The sequence below is a fragment of the Legionella feeleii genome (assembly GCF_001467625.1).
GTDB classification, from domain to species: Bacteria; Pseudomonadota; Gammaproteobacteria; order Legionellales; family Legionellaceae; genus Tatlockia; species Tatlockia feeleii.
Genome location: NZ_LNYB01000012.1, coordinates 36,529 through 59,269, shown reverse-complemented (window position 1 = coordinate 59,269; position 22,741 = coordinate 36,529). Strand labels below are relative to the sequence as shown.

The window sequence follows — 22,741 nt, the reverse complement described above, 5'->3', positions numbered from 1 at the left end:
CATGAAAAAATATTTAACCACTGTTGAGCTACAAAAAGAATCAATGAAATTCTCAGCAGGACATACCACCATTTTTTCCGCAACTGAGCGTGAACCACTGCATGGTCATATGTATACGGTTTATCTCGCTCTGACCACTTGGGTCGAAGAAAATGGGATGACGTTTGACTACCGCTATTATAAAGAGCGCATTTATAAATTATGTAATCATTTAAATCAAACCTTCCTAATGCCACAATTTTCGCCTTTCTTGCAATTCTCAGAAGATAACGAGCATTACTATTTTACTTTTAACCACAAGCGAATACCGTTTTTAAAAGAAGATGTTACTCTTATGCCACTGACCAATATTACAGTTGAAGAGCTATCACGTTGGTTCGTTGAGGAATTAATTAAAGACAAGACCGAATTGGATCGCCATCGCATAGAAAAAATCGTTGTTAAAGTTTTTTCAGCTCCCGGACAATCAGCGAGTCATGAGTGGCAGCGCAGCTAGATGGCAGCAACAATCTACAGGGTTTGTATCCCGCATACCAGTCGGGATTATTTCGATTATCTAGCGACTGACTTTTCACCTTGTATTGGGGCTCGGGTATGGGTTCCTTTTCGTCAAAAAACACGCCTGGGAGTGGTCGTTGGCCAAGGCTCCTCTGCAAAAACTTATGATTCTATTAAATCCATATCAGCAGTCATTGATGAGCAACCACTCTTAAATGAAACAATGCTCACCTTATGTCAATGGGTAGCTAATTACTATCAGGCACCGCTATCAGAGGTTATTCCACTGGCCTTGCCCAAAAAATATCGTTTGGGGCAAAACAGCCAATTACCACTTGCTGATTATTATCAATTGGCCTTAGCTGCAGAGGAAGCACATACATTAATAGCGAACCGGGCACATAAGCAGCATGCACTGATTGATTTTTTAAATAATCAAACTATCCCTTTAAGCAAAAAATTATTAGTGCAGGAAGGATTCAATTCCACACAAATTGATGCGCTTCTGGCAGTTAAAGCAATTACCCTGGTGCAAAAAATTAACTTACCTTGCTCTGGGCAAGAAACCACTGATAAACCTCTCGCCTTAAATAATGAGCAAGCCATTGCTGTGCAAGCCATTACTCAGCAATTACATGCCTATCATTGTTTCTTGTTACATGGCGTAACTGGTAGTGGTAAAACGGAAGTCTACCTGCAAACCATTGCCAAGGTATTGGCCGAAAATCGGCAGGTCCTGGTTTTAGTGCCTGAAATCGGATTAACACCCCAGCTATTGGCAAGGTTTCAAGCACGATTCAAAGAGCCTATGGCAGTCCTTCATTCGAATTTAAATGAAAGCGAAAGGCAATTCGCTTGGCAGCTGGCGAAAGATAATTTAGTAAAGCTGGTAATAGGTACACGAACTGCTATTTTTACCCCAATGCCTGCTTTAGGCTTAATTATTGTCGATGAGGAACATGATAGCTCCCTAAAGCAAATGGAGGGAGTCCGTTACTCCGCTCGCGACACCGGCCTAATGCGTGCTCATTTAGCCAATATTCCTATTATTCTAGGCTCTGCCACACCAAGTCTGGAAAGTATGCATAATTGCACACAAAAAAAATACTCTCTTTTGCGTTTAAATCACAAGGCACTCGACAGTTCACCACTCCATTATCAGCTAATCGACATTCGCAACAAACCATTGCAACACGGACTGGCTGCCAATACCATCAATACAATTGCTGAACATCTCAAGCAAGGTAATCAGGTACTGGTTTTTATTAATCGGCGGGGCTTTTCTCCTGTTCTATTATGCCACCAATGTGGCTGGATGGCTGATTGCTCTGCTTGTGATAGTCATCTAACTCTGCACCGCCAATCGGGACGCCTTATATGCCACCATTGCGGAGCAACAAAAGCGATTCCGCACCATTGTCTGCATTGCCATGGTAAAGAATTACTACCCATCGGAGCCGGTACTCAACGAATTCATGAGTATTTGGCCGAACAATTTCCTCAGACCAAGCTTCTGCGTATCGATCGCGATGAGATTCAAAAAAAAGATGCTTTGAATAAGCATCTTACAAGCATTCACAACGGCGAGGCCCAATTAATTGTGGGAACACAAATGCTCGCTAAAGGCCATCATTTCCCTCGCTTGACCCTGGTGGTCGTCCTGGATGCCGATGCCGGATTTTATAATCAGGATTTTCGTGCCATTGAGCGCCTTGGCCAGCTGCTAGTCCAGGTCGCCGGCCGCGCCGGCCGCGCTCAATATGCCGGCCAGGTCATTATCCAAACGCATATACCACAACATCCTTTGCTCAATCGCCTCATTCAGGAAGGTTATGAGTCGTTTGCCACCGCCTTATTAGCAGAGCGTCGCGAAGCTGAACTACCGCCCTATCATTTTCTGGCAGTGATCCGAGCCCAAGATAAACAGACAAGTAAAGTGTTGGAATTTCTGCATGCAATCAAAGCACAATTATTTCATCAAAAACTTAAAATCTTAGGCCCGGCACCTGCTCCCTTAGCTCGTAAAGCCGAGCAACATCGTATGCAATTACTTATTAAATCGCCCTCACGTACCCTTTTGCAAGCCACATTGACGGCGTTGAGAGAGTGGTTAACAATAAATAAATTAAGCAATAATATCCGCTGGAATGTGGATATTGACCCTATGGATTTATCATGACTGACACGAAGATAACTGTACACCAAAAAACGTTTGCCATTGAATGGGGTGATATGGATGCATTGGGCCATGTGAATAATGGCCGCTACTTTGATTACTTCCAGCAGGCTCGTATTGAGTGGTTGGAAAGCCTAAATTTGGATATGAAACAACAAGTCGGTCCTGTCGTCATTCATGTCGCTTGCACTTTTCTAAAACCAATCGTTTATCCGGCAACCTTGACAATAAAGAGCAGCGTTCACACTCTCGGTCGTTCCAGTATTACGATGGATCATGATTTATACCAAGGCGAAACCTTGATGACCCAAGGAACAAGTAAAATAGTCTGGGTGGATTATCGCGCCAATCAATCTGTCCCTATACCCGATTCAATACGAAATTTATTTTAGCCATTTTAAGATTAAGCGCTTATTTTTATAACCTGCAAAGCAGCAGACTATTTATTCACCTTTTATTTAGGACTCTTCATGGCCAATATAGAGCAACCGCATCTAATCTCCCACAACATCGCAGAGGAAACACTAGCTGTCGTTGTTGATAAAATTGCAGCCCGAATTAAACAGGAAGGTGATAAACCTTATATTACCGTAGCAGGACAACTTGATTTGCTTAACCAATTAGCGGAATTTGATTTCGGCCGTTTTTTATTACAAAACCAGGGGATTAATGGTTACTGGACTCATTACATGCTCTATCACCCTCAAACTGGGCGTAAAACTGGCAAAAACAACCGCGGCCAACCCTTTACGGAGTTGGAAGCGTTTATTCTCGACCGCTCTCCTATAATTCTTGCAACACAAGAACGCTGTCAAATTTTCTTGCAAGAAAATCAGGAAAAAGTACTCAACGGCGCCAAACTTGCCTGTATTCCCTGCGGCTTAATGGGGGAACTTTTATACCTTAATCTAGAATCGGTCCATGATATTGAACTCATCGGGTTTGATTATGACTCAGCTACTTTAAAGGATGCCACTCAGTTGGCAGAACAACGTGGCTTAAACCATCTAGTGAAATTTTATCAGCAAGATGCTTGGGAATTGGATTTCCACAATGAATTCGATTTAATTTCGAGTAATGGTCTAACCATTTATGAGCCTGAGGATGAAAAAGTGATGGAGTTATTTCGCCTTTTTTACCAAGCTTTGAAATCAGGCGGGAAATTAGTCACCAGTTTTCTCACACCTCCGCCAACCCTTACCGAACACTGCGAATGGGATTTCTCTGTGATTAACCAAAAGGATTTGTTATTGCAGAAAATTCTTTTTGCCGACCTCATGGCCGCAAAATTCCAATGTTACCGCTCTACTGCGTTAACTAAAAAACAACTGACGAGCCTGGGGTACACCGATATTAAGTTTTTTTATGACAAAGCAAAACTGTTCCCAACTGTTATCGCTTATAAAAACTAGCTTGGCATACTCGGTACTCCCCATTAAGCGGTAGAAAAATCACCGCTTAATGGTAAAAAATTAACGCTCGTCACAAACGCTATAATAGCCATGGCGATAAGGATTACTGCGTGATCTAAAAACATAATCACGGCAATGCTGGCCACGATCGTCAACATAACGTTTATCCAATCGGAAAGCAAAATCGCCAAAATTCATATCTTGCTGCCATTCCTGGGCTTGACGTGCTTTATCGTTGGCTTCCATTTTGTTTAAATATTTACTCAACTTACTGGCATGCCCCAGCGTTAGGCACAATACAGCACTCAGAATGACTATTAGTTTCTTCACAATTACAGACCCAATAAAAAGCAAGAAGGACAATATTAAACCATATTATGGGCGAATAACAAAATTACTGGTGCCTTCTCTGCAAGAAATGGCTGCCCGGCCAATAAAATTTATCTAGATATCAATCAGTAAACATAGGCACTGCAGCATACCTTGTAGCAGCCCCTTTAAACAGCAATAGGGGCTTTGATAGCCGGATGGGATTGATAATTCCGAAATTCAAAATCAGCAAACTGATAATCAAAAAGTGAAGGTGCTTTTTGTTTAATAACAAGTTGAGGTAACGGTAAAGGGGTGCGCTCCAACTGAGTACGTGCTTGCTCAAGATGATTTAAATACAAATGGCAATCGCCACCAGTCCAAATGAATTCCCCCACGTCCAGATTGCATTGCTCTGCCATCATGTGAGTAAGTAAGGAATAGGAAGCGATATTAAAAGGCACACCTAAAAAAACATCCGCCGAACGCTGGTACAATTGGCAAGAAAGACGATTATCTGCAACATAAAATTGAAATAAGGCATGACAAGGCATTAAAGCCATCTTGTCCAGTTCACCAACATTCCAGGCGCTTACAAGGAGACGACGAGAGTCGGGATTTGTCTTGATTTGGGTAACGACTTCCATCAATTGATCGATAGAGCGGCCATCCGGTGTAGGCCAGGAACGCCATTGGCGGCCATAGACAGGACCTAAATCCCCCTTACTATCTGCCCATTCGTCCCAAATAGTTACGCCATTCTCATTCAGATAAGCAATATTGGTTTCACCCCGCAGAAACCAGAGCAATTCATGAATAATGCTGCGCGTGTGTAATTTTTTAGTGGTAAGCAAAGGAAAGCCATCCGCCAGATTAAAACGCATCTGATAGCCAAAAACAGATAGGGTCCCGGTGCCTGTTCTATCTGATTTTTTTGTCCCATGCTCTAAAATGTGTTGGAGAAATTGCAAATATGTCTTCATCGTTTAGCCCACCGGAATAAACATAAACCTGCCACTAACATCGGGATAGATAATAATTGTCCCATTGTTAACCAATCAAAGGCAATATAACCTAACTGCGCATCAGGCTGGCGAAAACACTCAGCAATTAAACGGCAAATGGCATAACCAATTAAGAACATTGCTGATATAGCACCCTTAGGCCTCGGTTTGGCAGCATACCACCACAGAAAGATAAATAAAGCAAGACCTTCCAAGCCAAATTCATATAATTGGGAAGGATGGCGGGGTTGTCCATCGGAATGGGGAAAGACTATAGCCCAGGGCACGTCGGTAACGCGCCCCCACAACTCTCCATTAATAAAATTACCGATACGACCTGCAGCAAGCCCCAAAGGTACTAAGGGAGCAAGAAAATCTGTGATCTCTACAAAGGGTTTTTTAACTTTACGGGCAAACAGGAACATTGCTACAGCGACCCCAAGCAAACCGCCATGAAAGGACATACCACCCTCCCATAACTTCAATAAATCCCAAGGCCTGGTAAATAAATGCTGTGTATTGTAAAACAACATATAACCTAGCCGGCCGCCAATAATGACGCCCAGAGCAGAATAAAAAATTAAATCGCTAATTTGCTCAGAAGTCCAATCCAGATGGTAAAGCTTCACCCGCAAGTGGGCTAAAAGCCAAGCGATAAAAAAGCCAGCCAAATACATCAGACCATACCAATGCACCTTGATAGGACCTAGAGAGAATGCAACAGGATCAATAGCCGGGAAGGGCAGCATACAATTACCTCTAAAAAAATCCTTTAAATTAATAAGTTGATGGCAGTGAAAACCAGGATAACAACAAACCCATATTTCAAATGCTTAATGGGCAAAACATACGTCAATTTCGCCCCGACAGGAGCAAAAATACTGCTTGGAATAGCTATACACAATACTGCTGGCCAATAAATATAGCCGGTTGTGTAAGCTGGCAAGCCAACCTCATTTAGACCGGTCATTATAAATGTTATGGTGCCAATAATTGCAACCGTCATTGTACATAAGGCCGATACTGGCGCAATTTTCGGCATTTCCATACCACAATAGCTAAGATAGGGAATAATGACTGTTCCACCGCCAACCCCTAATAACCCCGATTTACAACCGATTAAGAAACTTATCAAATTGTTAATCCAGGGGCGAGGAAATTGCTGTGGGCGAGTGATTTGCATGCCAGATAACATCTTGAAAGCAACAAACAACAAAAATAGTCCAAATAGTATCTCCAACCAACGCGTTGGCAATTGATCGGCAAGCACCCCGCCAGTTATCGCACCGATTATAATACCAGGCCATAAACGATTATAAACACCCCACTGAATACCACTCTGGCGATAATGGGCGCGGATGGATGACTGCGAGGTGAACAACATAACGGCCAGGGAAGTTCCAGCAGCAAAATGCATCGTCAAATTGGAAGGGAAAGCCGGATTATGTTGAAAAATAAAAAGCAATGCAGGTACCACAACGATACCGCCTCCTATCCCCATAAGGCCTGACATAAGGCCAGCAAAAGCACCCGCCAAGGCATAAATGCCGCCATTCACAGCTATTTCCGATAAAATCACGATCTCCCTGCCCTGATTAAGCCACCCAGGCCCTCGTCCTCCAATGCTTTTTGTAAATACAGTCTGATCTCAGCCGGATGTTCAAGTTCTAACACATCCGCCAACACTTTGCGCGCCTGTGCGAGAGAAATATTACGAATCACCCACTTAACTCGCGGCAAGCTTGTTGAGTTCATACTCAAAGTATCAAAACCCATTGCCAGCAATAGGATCACAGCGAGAGGATCACTGGCCATCTCGCCGCAAATACTTACTTCAATACCCGCAGCATGACCACCTTCTACCACTTTCATTAAGGTCCGTAGCATCGCTGGATGAAACCCATCATAAAGTCCTGCTACACGTGCGTTATTGCGGTCAACTGCCAGCAAATATTGCGTTAAGTCGTTACTACCTACAGATAGGAAATCAACACGCTTTGCTAATTCACGCGCAAGATAAACTGCTGCTGGTACTTCAACCATAACACCCAGTTTAGGTCTTTCAATGCGATACCCCTCTTCTAACAATTCTTCATAAGCCTGCCCCACCAGATAGGCAGCCTCTTCTACCTCACTTAAAGTAGTCACCATGGGTAACATGATACGTAGATTATTCAGCTCTTCACTGGCACGCATCATTGCGCGCACCTGCATCAAGAAAACATCGGGATGATCGAGCGTGACACGGATGCCCCGCCAACCCAAGTAAGGGTTATCTTCTTCTACTGGAAAATAAGGAAGTATTTTATCCCCGCCAATATCCAACGTCCGCATTGTTACAAATCGTGGTGCAAACGCTTTAAGAATCTGACGATAGATAATATGTTGTTCATCTTCAGAGGGGAACCGATCACGGCTCATAAACGGCACTTCCGAGCGGTAAAGCCCTACCCCTTCTGCCCCAACACTCATCGATAAGCCCGCATCCATTGCCAGTCCAGTATTCACTTGTAAAGAGACCCGGTAGTTATCCAGTGTTTCCGCAGGCTTATCTCGTAAACTCACCAGGCTTTGATTTAATTCTTGCTCTTCTTGCGCCACCTTTTTAAATTCTGCCAGAACAGTTTTCGAGGGCGACACATAAACGTGGCCGTAATACCCATCAACGACAACAGCACGACGCGATAAATGTTCAATTTTAAGTCCACGAACCCCCATGACCGTAGGCACACCCAAAGCACGCGCTAAAATAGCAACATGAGAGTTATTTGCTCCTTTTGCAGATACAACCCCAACCAAATACCCCTCCGGTACTTCAGCTAATGCTGCAGCAGTGATTTCTTCACCAATCAGGATAGTTCGTCGGGGGTAGATTATTTCTTCCCGTTGAGACCATTGCAGCTCAGCAAGTACGCGTCGACCTAAATCACGAAAATCAGAGGCTCGTTCACGTAGATAGTCATCCTCCATACTTTCAAATAGTTGTACATGTTTTTTGATAACAACCGCCAAAGCGGCCTGGGCACTAAGATGTTCTTCCCGGATAACATGTTCAACTTCAGCACCTAGACTATCCTTATCCAGGATACGCAAATACACATCGAATAAAGCATGCTCATCTTCATCAACGGTAGCTTTCATACGCTTGCTTAAGCGTTGCATATCTTCACGTGCCATTTGTAAGGCATGAAAGAAAGCAGCCAGCTCGGCATCAAGATCTTCGACAGTACGGCGGGGGACTGCATCAATGTCAGCAGGAGGATAAACAACAACGGCTGTACCAATACCAACACCAGGCACGCTACCGACACCAGTCAATGCCATGGGGGCCGAATCAACCTTGTCCGTTCCCAAGGGTTTTGGCTGGGTTAATTGTGCTAATTCGCCTGTTGCTTCAGCATGAGCAATAATACCACCAAGCTGCGCCGCCAAGGTAATTAAAAAGGCTTCTTCAGCATCATCAAAACAACGTTGTTCTTTTTGTTGTACGGTTAGTACACCATACAATTTACGATGTTGAATGATCGGTACACCTAGAAAAGCATTCAGATGCTCTTCACCCAGCAGGCTATGTTGGTAAAAATCGGGATGCGAGGGTGCATTTTCAATATTAATCGGTTCTTCGCGACGCCCCACTAAACCAATCAAACCACTGTCTAATCCAACACGCACTCTTGATTCTGCTTGCCTGTTTAAGCCCTCTGTGGCGATCAATACATATTCGGCGTGCTTGTTATCAATAAGGAAAACGGAAACGGCATCAGCATTCACTGCTTTGCGCACTCGTTGCACCAGGATTGTCAATGCATCGGTTAATTGAGTGGCTGTGGTTACATCCTGTACAATTCGTTTTAATATTTTTAGCATTTATCGACTATGATTACCTCGCTTGCGGCGTGCACCAAATGGAGTGCGACGTTTCTTTAACAAGTACTCTAATTCTTTCATGGCCTGAGCATAGACTTGTCTTTTGAAAAAAATAACCTGCTCTTGCGGCTCGTGATAATCAATCCAGCGCCAGCTATCAAACTCCGGCGAATCACTTAAATCCAGTCGAACTTTCTGCTCAGAAGCAACTAATTTTAATAAATACCATTTTTGCTTTTGACCAATCACCAGAGGCTCTTTGCCATGGCGAAGATATTGCTTAGGCAGACGGTATTTGAGCCAGCGCTTGGTCGAACCTAAAACTTCGATATCCTCTCTATCCAAGCCTATTTCTTCTCGCAATTCGCGATACATGGCCTCTAATGAGGTTTCGCCTGTAGCAAGCCCCCCTTGCGGAAATTGCCAGGCATCATGACCATAGCGCCTACCCCAAAACACCCGGCCAGATCCGTTGACCAGAATGATCCCAACGTTCAGCCGGTACCCGGCTCGATCAATCACCATGTCGCCACTGCTTACACTAAACCATTAATACCTTGATTTTTCCACAAAGTACAAGAGCTTGGCAAATAAATCTGTACTTAAAGGACTGGCGATTCATTTCCAAGGTCATCATTCGTAGACGAAGACACCACAGGATTTGCCCAGGTGGAAGCAACTGGTTGTTCAGACAGTGGTTGATAGTAAGCCGCCATGAGTCCCCAAATCGATTTTTCACCCGTTGCAAATAGCATAGGCGGCGCCTCATCTAAGGAAATACGTTTTATCGCAGCAATTTTTTTAACACTGACTATAACCTGATTTGTCTTTTGATAGGCAGTCATTAGCAATTCGGTTTTAAGCTCAGGGAGCCTCTCTAAAGCCGCATCACGAAACTGGACGATTTCCCTGTTTATTTCAGCAATGAAATCAGGCGAGATAGTCAGGCTGCCGTATAAACTGGAATAAGTACACTGAGCAGCATAGAGATTATTAGCAATATTCTTCAACAATGCTTGCCATGCTCCATCAAAAAAAAGCCAAGCCAATTTAGTATTGTTAGGGAATTTTTTGTAACAGTCTTGCAAATAAAGCCGCCCTCGTTCAAATTGCTCTACAAGTTGCTGTACTTTAAATGGCAATTCCTCGTCAAAGGTTTGAGCCCCCTCATAGACGTTAACAAGCAATGCATTAATCTTTTTCTTGTTCGCTTTTGCCTGCCGTAACCTGTTTTGTAAATCTACTTTTTCCCCAGACTCTGGCAATAGATCTTGCAATTGCTGGGCTAGACAGAGGCACTCTTTATGAGCAGTGAGATCTAAATAAGAATACCTGATCATTGCGAAATAAATATCGCAAATACCCAAACTTATTCGGTAAGCAGTTAAACTATCTACAAATTGCTGCATGAAATCCTGTACTTTGGCGGGATAAGGCTTTTCCAGCTTTAGCTGGTATTGATTATTCAACACAATGACAGGTAAACCACTGGTTACAATATGTTCATCTAAAGCATGTACCAAACTAGGCAGAGTCCTTCCTGATGCCGCATTAAATTGCTCTGCCGTAGCAATAAGCACTTCCTCCTTGACCAGACACCGCTGCACGCCGTCCTCTAACTCGGTCTGGGCTTCTTCAACCAACATTGCCTTTGTTGTTTCATTAGAAAAATGAGTTAACAAGAGCTGTCTTATTTGGCTTGCTGTATTACTAAAATATTCACAACGAGCATGGATAGGCTTATACGCTTTATCGTATTCTTCCTGCAGTGTTTCTAAGAGATTGCCTCCCATAACCGCTCCCATTCAATCCTTGTGGATTTAATTTCTACAAGGCAGTCGTCAGCTTGTCAAGATTGCAGTCAAAACAATGAAGCATTCCACAATGCTTGGGATGACAGGTATAATTTCAACAACTCTCTCAGCAGGCGCGCCCATGAAAAAACGCATTTTGATCCTTAATACCGGTGGAACAATTAGTTCTGTAAAAACTAATCATGGTTATGAACCAGCCATGGGATACGTCCAATCAGCCCTGGCTAAAATCCCCGCATTAAATCATGCTGAAATGCCTGATTATGCTATTAAGGAGTATCAGCCGCTGCTTGACTCATCCAACATGACAGTAATGGATTGGAATCGCATTGCGACCGATATTGCTAATGAATATGCGAAGTTTGACGGCTTTGTAATTTTTCATGGCACGGACACCATGGCATACACAGCGTCTGCTTTATCATTCATGCTGGAAAATCTGGGAAAACCGGTCATTGTTACTGGCTCGCAAATTCCTTTATCTGAGGTTCGTAATGACGCACTGGACAATGTAATTACCTCCCTGTGGCTATGTGCGCATCAACCCATTAATGAAGTATGTATTTACTTTAATCAACATTTATTGCGTGGTAACCGGGCTCAAAAAATCAGCGCGCAACGTTTTAATGCCTTTGATTCACCCAATGCCCCTCATTTAGCAACGATTGGAATCAGCATCCAATTGCATCAAGAACGTCTACTACCGCCACCGATCAGGCCTTTTTGTTTACAAACAATAAGCCCCCAATTTATTGCTAACTTTCGTTTATTCCCGGGTTTTGCCACAAAAGTATTGGAATTTATTTTGCAGCAGCCACTAAAAGGTCTGGTCTTGGAAACCTATGGCGCGGGGAATGCGCAAAACAATGATCCGCAATTTTTGGCTCTTTTAAAGAATGCTTGTGAACGGGGCATTGTCATCGTCAATTGCAGTCAATGCCAGCATGGACGGGTGGAAATGAGCCAATATGCCACCGGGCATACTTTAAAACAGGCTGGACTTATCAGCGGCCATGATATGACACCAGAAGCCGCCCACTGCAAATTGCTCTATCTATTCAGTAAAAACTTGAGTAATCAAGAAGTCAAAACGTTGATGGAAACGAATTTATGCGGCGAACTAACCCCTTAAAGTGCATATTTTATATCCCTACTTACTGACGGTGTATCCTACAGAGAGCAAATAGAGATCTGGGTTACTTCAGGCGGATTAATCTCCGATACTGCCGCTTCAGCACACTCTTGCAAATAACCTGGACCTGGCTTGAAAGTCGGTAGGGCAATACTAAGTGAAGTAAAAAATATCACGCTAACGGGGAGACTAATTTTCGGGCCAAAGCGCTCACATAAAGTTTCATTCTCTTCTTTTAAAGCCTTTAAAGAGGACAAAACACTCTTCTTTCTCAATGCCGGATAATCGACAGGCTTTTTTTCAACAAGAATTTTACTTGGCTTGGGGATTTCTGCATCCTCGATATCCTCATCCTTTATAACCTTCTTTGCTTCTTCCAGAGCCTTCCTTGCTCTTTCAGCCTCACGACGAGCAATTTCTTCAAACTCATTAAGCTCCCTTATATTTTCTTCACATTGTTTTAAATTGGCGATAAGAATTTTTTCCTTCTCTTCTGCCAATTCGTGGCAAGAGGAAATTTTCGGATTCTGTAATAACTTGTTGATGAGTGACTGGTTGCCCGCGTCTTCGACTTTCTGGGCCAGATATCTTATTGTCTGATAACGATAAACATTCAACGGCGTACCATCATCGGGGGTATCAAGAAGTTTGACGCCCTCTTCGCTCTCTTTTTCTACGTCTTTGCTCTCTTTTTCTACGTCTTTAAGTTTTTTGTATATATCATCCAGTAACGTAATTAACGCTTGCAACGCAGGGCCCGAAGTTCCTTCATCATACCCTTTTTTGCTACTTGCTATCTTCGCTGAATTTTTATATTTGCTAATCAACGTTTTCAGCGTTTCCAATGTAGCCTCATCATTCTCGCCATCCTGGACATCGTTAAGTTCAGATAACAAATCATCGTCAAGATCTTGCTTGGTAGCAGATAGTGCTTTATCACGGCCCAAAAAACCGAGGCTAAAAAAAGTAATTGCGAGGTTAGTCAACCCTGTATCCGCACTAACAGAATCATTCCTAATTTGTTTAATTCTTCTAGCGAGAATAATTTTTGCAACCTGAAGAAAATTGGACATGGCACTACTCCTTTGCTCATATTTTTTTTATCATATCCATTAATTATTCTATTCGCAACATACAGACAGATTGCTTAATTCAGTAGCCACCCTGAGTAATGTTGTTCCAAAAAAGGAAATCGTAATCCTATGACACTACAAATTATTATTCTTGCCGCCGGTCAGGGTAAACGCATGTATTCCAGTACCCCAAAAGTATTGCACAAGATTGCTGGAAAGCCGATGCTCGTACGTGTGGTAGAAACAGCACAACAACTCAATCCAGAGGCTGTTTACGTCGTTTATGGTCATGGTGGTGAACAAATAAAAGCAGCGCTTCCCGACCTGCCTGTCAACTGGGTATTACAAAAAGATCAACTTGGCACCGGACATGCGGTGATGCAGGCCCTTCCTCATATTCCGTTAGATTCACAAGTGCTCATTCTTTCAGCAGATGTTCCTTTAATTGAGGCGAAAACGCTGCAAAACCTGATTGATACACACCACGCTGCTCCTGCACAAGCCAATTCCTTAAGTTTATTGCTGGCAAAACTTGATAACCCAACTGGACTTGGCCGCATTGTCCGCAATGCCCAAGGCGATATTTCGGCCATCGTCGAAGAAAAAGATGCCACCGCCGAGCAAAAACAAATCCAGGAAATATACAGCGGCATTTGTTGTGTTCAAGCAGCTGACCTTGCTCGTTGGTTACCACAGTTAGGCTGCAATAATGCCCAAGGCGAATATTATTTGACAGAAATCATTGCCATGGCAGTCAATGAACAGCAAGTGATTACCTCCCTGCAGACACCAAACCTTATGGAAATTCAGGGAGTGAATGATCGTTTACAATTACAGCAGTTGGAGCGTATTTGGCAACAGCGCCTTGCTAAACAACTCATGCTTTCTGGTGTTTCCCTGGCTGATGCTAACCGCTTCGATGTACGGGGTGAACTTCATTGTGGCCAGGATGTATTTATTGACGTTAATAATGTGTTTAGCGGCAAAGTAGTGCTGGGTAATGGCTGTTCTATAGGCCCCAATTGCATTCTGCATAATGTTACTTTAGGTGCTAACTGTGAAATTCTCGCTAACTCTGTCCTTGAAGACTGTCACCTTGGTGAGTCTTGTCACATTGGTCCCTTCGCACGTTTAAGACCAGGTACGCAATTAGCTAATGATTGCAAAATCGGCAATTTTGTTGAAACCAAGAAAGCGGTTTTTGGTGAGGGAAGTAAAGCCAGCCATCTGAGCTATTTAGGTGATGTAACCCTTGGCAAGGAGGTTAATATTGGTGCGGGTACTATTACCTGCAACTACGATGGTGCTAATAAACATCAGACAATCATCGAAGATGGCGTTTTTGTCGGCTCTGACACCCAATTAGTTGCTCCCGTGACAGTAGGAGCAAATGCTACTATTGGCGCCGGTAGTACTATTCGCAAAAATGTACCTGCTAATGAATTGACCTTGACTGAGAGTAAACAAAAAACAATCACTGGCTGGAAAAGGCCTGTCAAAAAATCTTAATTAAAATTTGCCTGTATTCAGCCAGGCTTAGCTTTTACAGCATCCCTGTGAATGCTTGCGTTAGCTGGCCAGTAAACCAGTCGAGTTTTCCATCTGCTTGTGAAATTGATTGCATAACCATAAAATCAACGGCAAACCAATCAAAGTCGCTATTAGTTTATAGAGCCAGTAGGTAATTGCCAGAGTAAAAATTTGCTCATGAGGATAAATACCGGCATACAACAAACTGTAATTAACGATGCAAATCAACGTAGTGGCACAAATATTAGCAATGAGAATCCGCGAATAACGACTCGTGACAAGCTGGGCTTTCTTCAAATACTCCAATAAAGAAGCATTGGTAACAAAATTAACAAATAAAGCCAGGGATGCTGCGGGTATCTGTCGCGGCATCACTAAAGAATAGAAAGGATTCAGATTAAAAAAATCAGGTGATGGCAACGCAACTGCCCCCATTAGCAAGAAATCGAAGACTAATTGTGTGATTAACAGCACGATGATTAAACGAAGATTTGCTTTATAACCATAAAGTTCGCCAATAAGACTACTAGCCATCATTGTAAGGGGAAATAACAATCCACTGGCTGTTAAAGCCCAACCATTGGGAAAAGAAACCAGTCGATATTCACAAGCCAAACAGATCAACAAGATAGCAACCGAAAAACTAACCAAATAATGGTATAAGGGGAATGACAAATACTGGGGTAAGTCTGCAGGCTGTTTTGTTTGATTTGGCCTGTTGGAGAGTAATAGACAAACCAGATAGACAATTCCTATTAACAATAGAAGAGTCAATGCAAGCATTGAAGAGTCAAGATAAATTTGATTAAAGCTATGAATATGCGGATCAGAAAAAAGTAAAACGAAATCCAAACTAAAAAAAGAAAAACCTCCCAAAAGCGCCATTAAAAGGCATTTTCTAGGTGAGGCAAACAGTTTACTGTTTCTTGCGCAGCAAATCATGTGCGGCAAATAAAAACTCAAGCCAAAAGCCAGCGTTGATGCAAAGAATTTTTTAGGAATGTCCTCGAAAACAATCTGATAGGCTGGGTTATCATACATTGTTTCTGCTGCTGGCAAATTTACCAGCAAATAAATCCCTATAGAAAACAAATACAAGGCAAGGAGCGATTGATTAAGTATATGGCGTTGCTGGACAACATTGCATTCTTTTAAAACCAATAAATAAATAAAGGCTATCAAAGGGCAAAGCACTGCACTCGCAGTAAAGATTAAACCCTGGATCATAATGATCTTAAACGAGACATTGATCAACAAAATAAGACAAGTCATCATACCCACAGTAAGAGGGTGATAACTGCGTTTCTGCAGCGCAGTTGAAAAAATCGTCATCATTCAGCCCGGACTCATATTACACATCTGAGACTAATTCTTACCCAGATAGTACTTCGAATTGTGCAGTAATATACCATTGTTATCTTTCTTTTGGCAAATTCTCTCCGTCAAAAACTAGAGAAATAAAACGATATTTCCTTTCCTAAATAAATTATTATGTCAGAATCAATGTTGACTGAATCTTTTTACGAAATCAGAATAGTAGTGATACAGCCTAAGGAATAACTTATGGATTCACATAAGAAAACATCATCAGCAAAAAAAGGGATGCTCCCGGGTTCAGCTATCTATGTTGGTGAAAACCCACCGGTTAAAACCAGGATTTTCATCCACATTTACGATTGTCATCACTATAAAAGAATTGAAGGCTTATCCTTGCCTGCCATTCAGGATGCTTTGAATGCGAATCAGTCTGTCTGGGTAGACGTCTCGGGACTTGAAAATAGCCCACAGATTAGTGAGCTCTGCGCTGAATTTGCCATTCACCCTTTATTTGTTGAAGATATCTTAAATACCCATCAACGTGCCAAATTAGATGAAATCGATGGTGGTTTCTTTATTGTTTTTAAGTTGCTGCATAGCGCTACTCGTCGTCTAAGCTATAATGTAGAACAGCTCAGCATGCTGGTAAAAAAAAATCTATTAGTGACTTTTCGTGAATCCGATAACTATGATTTGCATCCCATTTATAAGTATCTAAGCGCACAACATTCTTTGGTAAGGGAACATGGCAGCGAATACCTGACACATCTCCTAATGGACAATATAGTCGATAATTATTTCAATTTCGTTGAAGAGGTTGAAAAAAATTTGAGCAACATGGAAGATCTGCTCCTCAAAGATCCTCAAGCTATCGATCTCTCCAGTTTGTATACCATTAAAAGACATACAATGACTCTGCGAAAAGCGATCACCCCGCTGCAGGATATTGTCGATTTGTTATTGTCAGAACGTAAGCGTTTTATCGATGTGAAGTGTCGCCTTTATTATCGCGATTTACATGATCACTGCGTGCGTCTTTTGCAATCGATTGATTTACAAAGAGAAATGAGCAACTCCATTCTAGAAATTTATTTATCAACTATTAATAATCGCATGAATGAGACCATGAAGGTCCTTACCGTATTTGCCAGCCTCTTTATTCCCTTGACTTTTATAGCAGGTATCTATGGCATGAATTTCGTCAACATGCCGGAGTTAAAATGGCGTTATTCTTATCCATTTACTCTGGGGTTAATGCTATTGCTAACTATTCTCATGCTTTACTATTTTAAAAGAAAAAAACTTCTTTGATTCAAGCCAGCGTCAATTCGCTATAAAAAGCAGGTTCCTGCTTTTTATAGCGCTAAACGAACATAATCCCTGGGGATAGCCTATATACACTAGCGCTGTTCGATATTAATACGTTGATTAATCCATTCTACCGAGCTGCAGGACTCTTTCCCTGACGCCCCTTTAAGTATTTAAGTATATTGATTACCGGACGGCTCTCCTATATATACCTGCTCCGTACTATCCCCTGAACTTCCAGTCATAATAACGCTTGTGGGATCTGTCTTAAAAAAACGGGAGCCCCCTCTTCCAATTACCGCACTTGCGCTTATTTTTGGGTGATTGGAACGTTTTCGAATAACATTCTCAGCATCCAATTTGGTAGATTTTTCGTGTCTGATAACGGTTTCCGGAGCAATTTTATGCGGTTTACTGGCGGTAGATTCCGGGTTTTGGACCGGTAATTTCTGTCCGACTTGCTTCTCATGACCTCGTAGAGAGGGTGAATCCTCCTCAACCGGTATTGGTGGTGGGGGACCAACATGCAGACCCTCCAATTTTTCACCATAGGTCCCCAAAGCCAGCATAAAGTCTTCATTGCCCATAAGTCTTAATAAAAACGCTGTAAGAGGCTCAGGAACACCAAAAAATGCCTTGGCTGCAGTAGAGGAAGCGCCAGGCAGTTGCCCTGCGAAGAAGATTAACCAGCTTTCCCGCTTTTCTGTAAAGGTTTTAATCTCCTTTACCAACTTATTACGTACACCATTCCAGTTAGGGGAAATGACTGGATCATCAATGAAATACTGCATGCTTTGTAGTGAGTGTGGTAACAAAATAAATCTCACCCTGTCAGCCCAGCGGTGAAGCCAAATGGCCTCTCCCAACTTCCAAATTTTTCCGACCTGGGCTAAAGAAATAGTAGGCAAGCGCTCCTTGTTCACCATACGGGGTAATACGATTCTTGAGCCTGCGAACACAATTTCAAAAACCACCCCGATCGCACGTCTGGCGGCTATTATCGGATCACGAATAGCATAGGTTGACTGAGGTACGGGTGGGGGTAACTTCATATGGGCGGCGATACTGAAAAAAAGAACGAGCAGGGCACTACTGAAAGCCTCTTCGTAATAAAATTTAGGAAGGGCAATCAGGTACTTCGAAGTCAAATATTCTATTAAAAAGGCAGCCCCCTTGGCCGTAAGAGCATGTCCAATCCCCAGAGCCAAAATAAGCCCTGCATATTCATTAAAATATTCTTCCTGGTGGCGATCACAAACCTCGGGAATTATCGTTGACACAATATAACTCCCCTCATTATAGGCCAATGCCAGAGAGGTCAGTGGCTCACCTACAACAGGTATATACCCAATTAGCTTTACCAATTGTTTTGTGGTGGAATACTTAATAGTACTGCGAATGACCCCTTTTAAAAAACGTGCGTCTGTACAGGCCTCTTCACTACAAATAGTCATCTTCGGTTTATTCAAAGTTAAGTCATCGCCTGCCTCCAGGAGCACTACCAGCATACGCATCGTCATTTGCAACCGGTGCCTATTGGTATAGGCCCAAACACTCCAATCTAAAAGTCCTAATGCCATGATTATGCTGGTATCTATACTTAGCCAAGGGACATCTGATTCATTATTTAGATAGCTTTGGCCACTTTGTTGGATCAACGTATTAGCATACGAAGGTGCCATGATAAGGGGTAAATCTTCAACCAGAATACGAGCTACATGACCAGCAACCTTATGGGTTTGGGGATCAACAACCGCTGAATAAAGGACCTTTGGCGCAGCATCGATTTCTTTAGCTAAATGCTCTAAAACAGAATAGGAAGAACGAAATCGATCGACTGCTGTTTTCTTAATATACTCGTTATTCCACAGGGAATTACCCCACTCCTTGACTGTGCTCCATGCATCCCAAAACCCCATATTGCTCTCCAGCAATGGTCAAAATTTTATTCTAGGAGCAACCTTAAAAAATTACCAGAGTAGATTAGGGACTGCGTAATCTGATTATTTGGTTTTATGTTCATATTCGCAGAGATCGCGAATAAGGCAATCGGGGCAACGCGGTTTACGAGCAACACAGACATAACGGCCATGTAAAATAAGCCAATGGTGAGCATCATGTATGAATTCTTTATCCACCTGCTTAAGTAAAGCCAATTCAACAGCCAGTGGTGTTTTTCCTGCGGCTATACCAGTTCGATTGGCAACCCGAAAAATATGGGTGTCTACTGCCATCGTTGGCTGACCAAACGCTGTATTGAGCACCACATTGGCTGTTTTACGCCCTACACCCGGCAACGCTTCCAAGGCTTCACGACTGTCTGGTACTTGACCTGCATGTTTTTCAATCAGGCATTGGCAGGTCTTTATCACATTTTGCGCTTTACTATTAAACAAGCCAATTGTTTTTATATAAGTTTTTAATTGCTCTTCACCCAGAGCCAATATCGCTTGGGGTGTATTGGCAACAGGAAAAAGTTTAGCCGTTGCCTTATTAACACTGACATCAGTTGCCTGTGCGGAAAGCATGACAGCGATGAGCAATTCAAACGGCGAACTATAATTCAATTCTGTTGTAGGATGGGGATTTTGAGCGCGAAAACGTTCAAAAATAGCACGACGATTTGCTTTGTTCATTTCTTCTTTGCCTGCACTCTCATGAGTGCTTGCCTGATATAGTCCTGCTTGGCTTGTACATCCTGCCTGACATCACTGGTTTTAACAGCCAATTGGCGCTTTTCACGATAAATTTGCTGTTTCTCCTGTTCTTCCCTTAACAGACGCGCCTGTTTGGCATGAAACCGTTGGCGAGCAACTGCTTTATCGTAGCCAGGCTCCGGCAAATCCACCAGTTCAATACAATCTACCGGACAAGGCGCCACACAAAGCCCGCAGCCGGTACATTCATGAGCAATAACAGCATGCATCAACTTGGCACTACCAATAATCGCATCGACAGGACAAGCTTGAATGCATTTGGTACAACCGATGCACTCTGTTTCACGAATAACAGCTAAAGAAGGCGGACGGGTATTTGCTTCGACCGTCGCCAGGTAAGACTCTGTATTAACGCCTAACAACTCACCAAGAGCGCGCATTGTCGTCACCCCGCCAGGTGGACAGCGATCAATAGGCGCCGTACCTTGCGCCAATGCTTCGGCATAAGGTAAACAGCCTGAATAGCCACACTCACCACATTGCGTTTGTGGTAATAACTCGTCAATTGCCTTAACAGAAACCATTATTTTATCTTCATACCAGGCTGTGCCCCTGCATCCGGCTGTAAAAGAAAAATATCTTTTCCATCACCCGCTGCCAAGACCATGCCTTCAGATATCCCAAAACGCATGGTTCGTGGTGCCAAATTGGCTACTACCACAGTCAAACGACCGATGAGATCATCGGGCGCATAAGCGCTTTTAATTCCGGCAAATACTTGTCGCTGCCCATCGCCCAAATCCAATTGCAGACGCAATAACTTATCCGCTCCTTCAACAGCTTCAGCAGACATAATTCGAGCTACCCGTAAATCAACCTTGGTAAAATCCTCAATACTGATTGTATTCTCTATGGCCTTAGCCTGGTTTTTTTGAACATCAGTTGCATTCACCAAAGACTCCTTGGTTTGTAATAGCATGGCATCAATTTTCTCTTTTTCTACTCTCACCATGAGAGGTTTAAACGTATTAATCGTGTGGCCAAGTAACGGTTTATCGATATTATCCCAGCCAAACGCTTCGCAATTTAGAAATTGTTCGCAAGTTTCAGCCATCATCGGTAATACTGGTTTTAAATAAGTCATCAACAAACGAAACAGATTCAAACCCATAGTACAAATTGCCTGAACATCAGCCAAGCGCTCATTATCCTTGGCAAGTACCCAAGGCTTGTTCGTATCGATATACTGATTAACCCGATCAGCACATTCCATGATTTGTCTGATAGCACGCGCATAATCCCGCTGGACAAAAGCATCAATAATCTCTGTCTTTTGAGCCAGCAGCTGCTGGTAAAGAGCAGGCTCAGCCAACTCCGTTGCCAATTGATTATCAAAACGCTTATTAATAAAACCAGCACAGCGACTAGCAATATTAACCACTTTACCGACTAAATCTGCGTTCACCCGGTTAATAAAATCATCAAAATTCAAATCCAGATCATCAACACGACTATTTAGTTTTGCAGCAAAATAATAACGTAAATACTCTGGATGCAAATGAGCGAGGTAAGTACGTGCCTCAACAAATGTACCTCGTGATTTTGACATTTTCTGGCCATTCACGGTTAGAAACCCATGTGTAAAAATGGCTGTGGGTAATCGATATCCACTGGCTGCTAATAAAGCCGGCCAAAACAACGCATGGAAATAAACAATGTCCTTGCCAACGAAATGGTACAACTCTGTTGTAGAGTCTTTATTCCAAAACTCGGCAAAGGACAAACCACTTTCATCACAGTATTTCTTAAAACTAGCCATGTAACCAATCGGTGCATCTAACCAAACATAGAAATATTTATCATTTACATTAGGAATTTGAAAACCAAAATAAGGCGCATCACGGGAAATGTCCCACTGTTTTAAGCCAGCCGCAAACCATTCGTCCAATTTGTTAGCTACTTCTGTTTGCAAATGGCCATTGCGCGTCCATTCCTTTAATAATTGTTCATAACGTGGCAAATCAAAGAAATAATGCTCAGACTCTTTTTCAATAGGCTTTGCGCCGGAAATAGCGGAAACGGGATCAATGAGTTCGGTAGGTGCATAAGTTGCGCCGCAAGATTCGCAGTTATCACCGTATTGATCGGCAGTACCACATTTGGGACAAGTTCCTTTCACATAGCGATCGGGCAAAAACATTGCCTTCACTGGGTCATAGGCTTGGCGAATGGTTTTTTTAACAATAGCACCCGCCGCTTGTAATTGCTCATAAATTTGAGCAGACAATAACCGATTTTCCTCGGAATGAGTTGTATGGTAAGAATCATAAGCAATCGCAAATGCTTTAAAATCCTGCTCATGACTCTGCCTCATCTGAGTAGTCAATTCTTCCGGAGTTATCCCTAATTGTTCGGCTTTCAGCATAATTGGCGTACCATGGGCATCATCACCACAAACGCTGATACATTGATGACCTAGCATTTTATGAGTACGCACCCAAATATCAGTCTGGATATGTTCGACCAAATGCCCCAAGTGTAGGTGCCCATTCGCATAAGGGAGTGCGCTGGTCACCAGCATTTTGCGGACTGTTGTCATAAAGTGATTACTCGCAACAATAAAAATGGCAAATTATAACGCATA

The 22,741-nt window shown here is 42.7% G+C and carries 20 protein-coding genes; 7 read left to right on the top strand and 13 right to left on the bottom strand.

The annotated features are described in order from the left end of the window. The first annotated feature begins 1 nt into the window (after window position 1). The 4 genes from Lfee_RS01615 (at window position 2) to Lfee_RS01600 (ending at window position 4,086) form a co-directional block, all read left to right on the top strand. Window positions 2-496, top strand: coding sequence for a 6-pyruvoyl trahydropterin synthase family protein (locus Lfee_RS01615; protein WP_112854782.1), 495 nt, complete (start codon window positions 2-4; stop codon window positions 494-496). Continuing rightward, entirely contained in the window at window positions 497-2,677 is a 2,181-nt protein-coding gene (locus tag Lfee_RS01610) for a primosomal protein N' (RefSeq protein ID WP_058443539.1), read from the top strand. It begins immediately after the preceding gene. Then, window positions 2,674-3,066 carry an acyl-CoA thioesterase gene (locus Lfee_RS01605; RefSeq protein WP_058443538.1) on the top strand — a complete coding sequence of 131 codons (393 nt, stop codon included), beginning with the start codon at window positions 2,674-2,676 and terminating at the stop codon, window positions 3,064-3,066. Before Lfee_RS01610 ends, Lfee_RS01605 begins: the two co-directional genes overlap by 4 nt. Window positions 3,067-3,144: 78 nt before the next feature. Next, entirely contained in the window at window positions 3,145-4,086 is a 942-nt protein-coding gene (locus Lfee_RS01600) for an SAM-dependent methyltransferase (RefSeq protein ID WP_058443537.1), read from the top strand. Between the two features lie 60 nt (window positions 4,087-4,146). Here Lfee_RS01600 and Lfee_RS01595 read toward each other — a convergent pair whose 3' ends face one another. The 7 genes from Lfee_RS01595 to Lfee_RS01565 all read right to left on the bottom strand — a co-directional run bounded on the left by Lfee_RS01595 (window position 4,147) and on the right by Lfee_RS01565 (window position 11,059). Then, window positions 4,147-4,416, bottom strand: a complete 270-nt coding sequence (locus Lfee_RS01595; RefSeq protein ID WP_058443574.1) for a hypothetical protein — start codon at window positions 4,414-4,416, stop codon at window positions 4,147-4,149. 167 nt (window positions 4,417-4,583) lie between these two features. Then, window positions 4,584-5,378, bottom strand: coding sequence for a thymidylate synthase (gene thyA, locus Lfee_RS01590; protein ID WP_058443536.1), 795 nt, complete (start codon window positions 5,376-5,378; stop codon window positions 4,584-4,586). Continuing rightward, window positions 5,375-6,148, bottom strand: coding sequence for a prolipoprotein diacylglyceryl transferase (gene lgt, locus Lfee_RS01585; protein ID WP_058443535.1), 774 nt, complete (start codon window positions 6,146-6,148; stop codon window positions 5,375-5,377). The genes thyA and lgt overlap by 4 nt, the downstream gene beginning before the upstream one ends. A 23-nt stretch (window positions 6,149-6,171) precedes the next feature. Next, window positions 6,172-6,978, bottom strand: a complete 807-nt coding sequence (locus tag Lfee_RS01580) for a sulfite exporter TauE/SafE family protein (protein WP_058443534.1) — start codon at window positions 6,976-6,978, stop codon at window positions 6,172-6,174. Next, entirely contained in the window at window positions 6,975-9,266 is a 2,292-nt protein-coding gene (gene ptsP, locus Lfee_RS01575) for a phosphoenolpyruvate--protein phosphotransferase (RefSeq protein ID WP_058443533.1), read from the bottom strand. The genes Lfee_RS01580 and ptsP overlap by 4 nt, the downstream gene beginning before the upstream one ends. Continuing rightward, window positions 9,267-9,791, bottom strand: coding sequence for an RNA pyrophosphohydrolase (locus tag Lfee_RS01570; RefSeq protein ID WP_058443532.1), 525 nt, complete (start codon window positions 9,789-9,791; stop codon window positions 9,267-9,269). Window positions 9,792-9,868: 77 nt separating this feature from the next. Beyond that, window positions 9,869-11,059, bottom strand: a complete 1,191-nt coding sequence (locus Lfee_RS01565; RefSeq protein ID WP_131753151.1) for a hypothetical protein — start codon at window positions 11,057-11,059, stop codon at window positions 9,869-9,871. Window positions 11,060-11,201: 142 nt separating this feature from the next. Here Lfee_RS01565 and ansA point away from each other — a divergent pair, with 142 nt between their 5' ends. After that, a complete protein-coding gene (gene ansA, locus Lfee_RS01560) occupies window positions 11,202-12,212 on the top strand; it encodes an asparaginase (protein WP_058443573.1) in 1,011 nt (336 codons plus the stop codon). Window positions 12,213-12,250: 38 nt separating this feature from the next. Here the strand turns inward: ansA and Lfee_RS01555 are convergent, their stop codons facing one another. Continuing rightward, window positions 12,251-13,285, bottom strand: coding sequence for a hypothetical protein (locus tag Lfee_RS01555; RefSeq protein WP_058443530.1), 1,035 nt, complete (start codon window positions 13,283-13,285; stop codon window positions 12,251-12,253). Window positions 13,286-13,414: 129 nt separating this feature from the next. Between Lfee_RS01555 and glmU the strand changes: the two genes are divergently transcribed. Beyond that, window positions 13,415-14,794, top strand: coding sequence for a bifunctional UDP-N-acetylglucosamine diphosphorylase/glucosamine-1-phosphate N-acetyltransferase GlmU (gene glmU / locus Lfee_RS01550; RefSeq protein WP_058443529.1), 1,380 nt, complete (start codon window positions 13,415-13,417; stop codon window positions 14,792-14,794). A 60-nt stretch (window positions 14,795-14,854) separates the two neighbouring features. Here glmU and Lfee_RS01545 read toward each other — a convergent pair whose 3' ends face one another. Then, on the bottom strand, window positions 14,855-16,150 hold the full coding sequence (locus Lfee_RS01545; protein ID WP_330981739.1) for a VUT family protein: 1,296 nt from the start codon (window positions 16,148-16,150) through the stop codon (window positions 14,855-14,857). A 228-nt stretch (window positions 16,151-16,378) separates the two neighbouring features. On the opposite strand from Lfee_RS01545, the gene corA reads away from it, so the two are divergent. Beyond that, complete coding sequence (gene corA / locus Lfee_RS01540) at window positions 16,379-17,443, top strand: magnesium/cobalt transporter CorA (protein ID WP_058443528.1); 1,065 nt, start codon at window positions 16,379-16,381, stop codon at window positions 17,441-17,443. A gap of 170 nt (window positions 17,444-17,613) precedes the next feature. Here the strand turns inward: corA and Lfee_RS01535 are convergent, their stop codons facing one another. The 4 genes from Lfee_RS01535 to metG all read right to left on the bottom strand — a co-directional run bounded on the left by Lfee_RS01535 (window position 17,614) and on the right by metG (window position 22,696). Further along, window positions 17,614-19,359, bottom strand: a complete 1,746-nt coding sequence (locus Lfee_RS01535; RefSeq protein ID WP_058443527.1) for a hypothetical protein — start codon at window positions 19,357-19,359, stop codon at window positions 17,614-17,616. A gap of 84 nt (window positions 19,360-19,443) precedes the next feature. Next, entirely contained in the window at window positions 19,444-20,076 is a 633-nt protein-coding gene (nth, locus tag Lfee_RS01530) for an endonuclease III (protein ID WP_058443526.1), read from the bottom strand. Beyond that, window positions 20,073-20,681, bottom strand: coding sequence for an RnfABCDGE type electron transport complex subunit B (locus Lfee_RS01525; RefSeq protein WP_058443525.1), 609 nt, complete (start codon window positions 20,679-20,681; stop codon window positions 20,073-20,075). Before Lfee_RS01525 ends, nth begins: the two co-directional genes overlap by 4 nt. Next, window positions 20,681-22,696, bottom strand: coding sequence for a methionine--tRNA ligase (metG, locus tag Lfee_RS01520; protein ID WP_058443524.1), 2,016 nt, complete (start codon window positions 22,694-22,696; stop codon window positions 20,681-20,683). The genes Lfee_RS01525 and metG overlap by 1 nt, the downstream gene beginning before the upstream one ends. Between the last annotated feature and the right edge of the window lie 45 nt (window positions 22,697-22,741).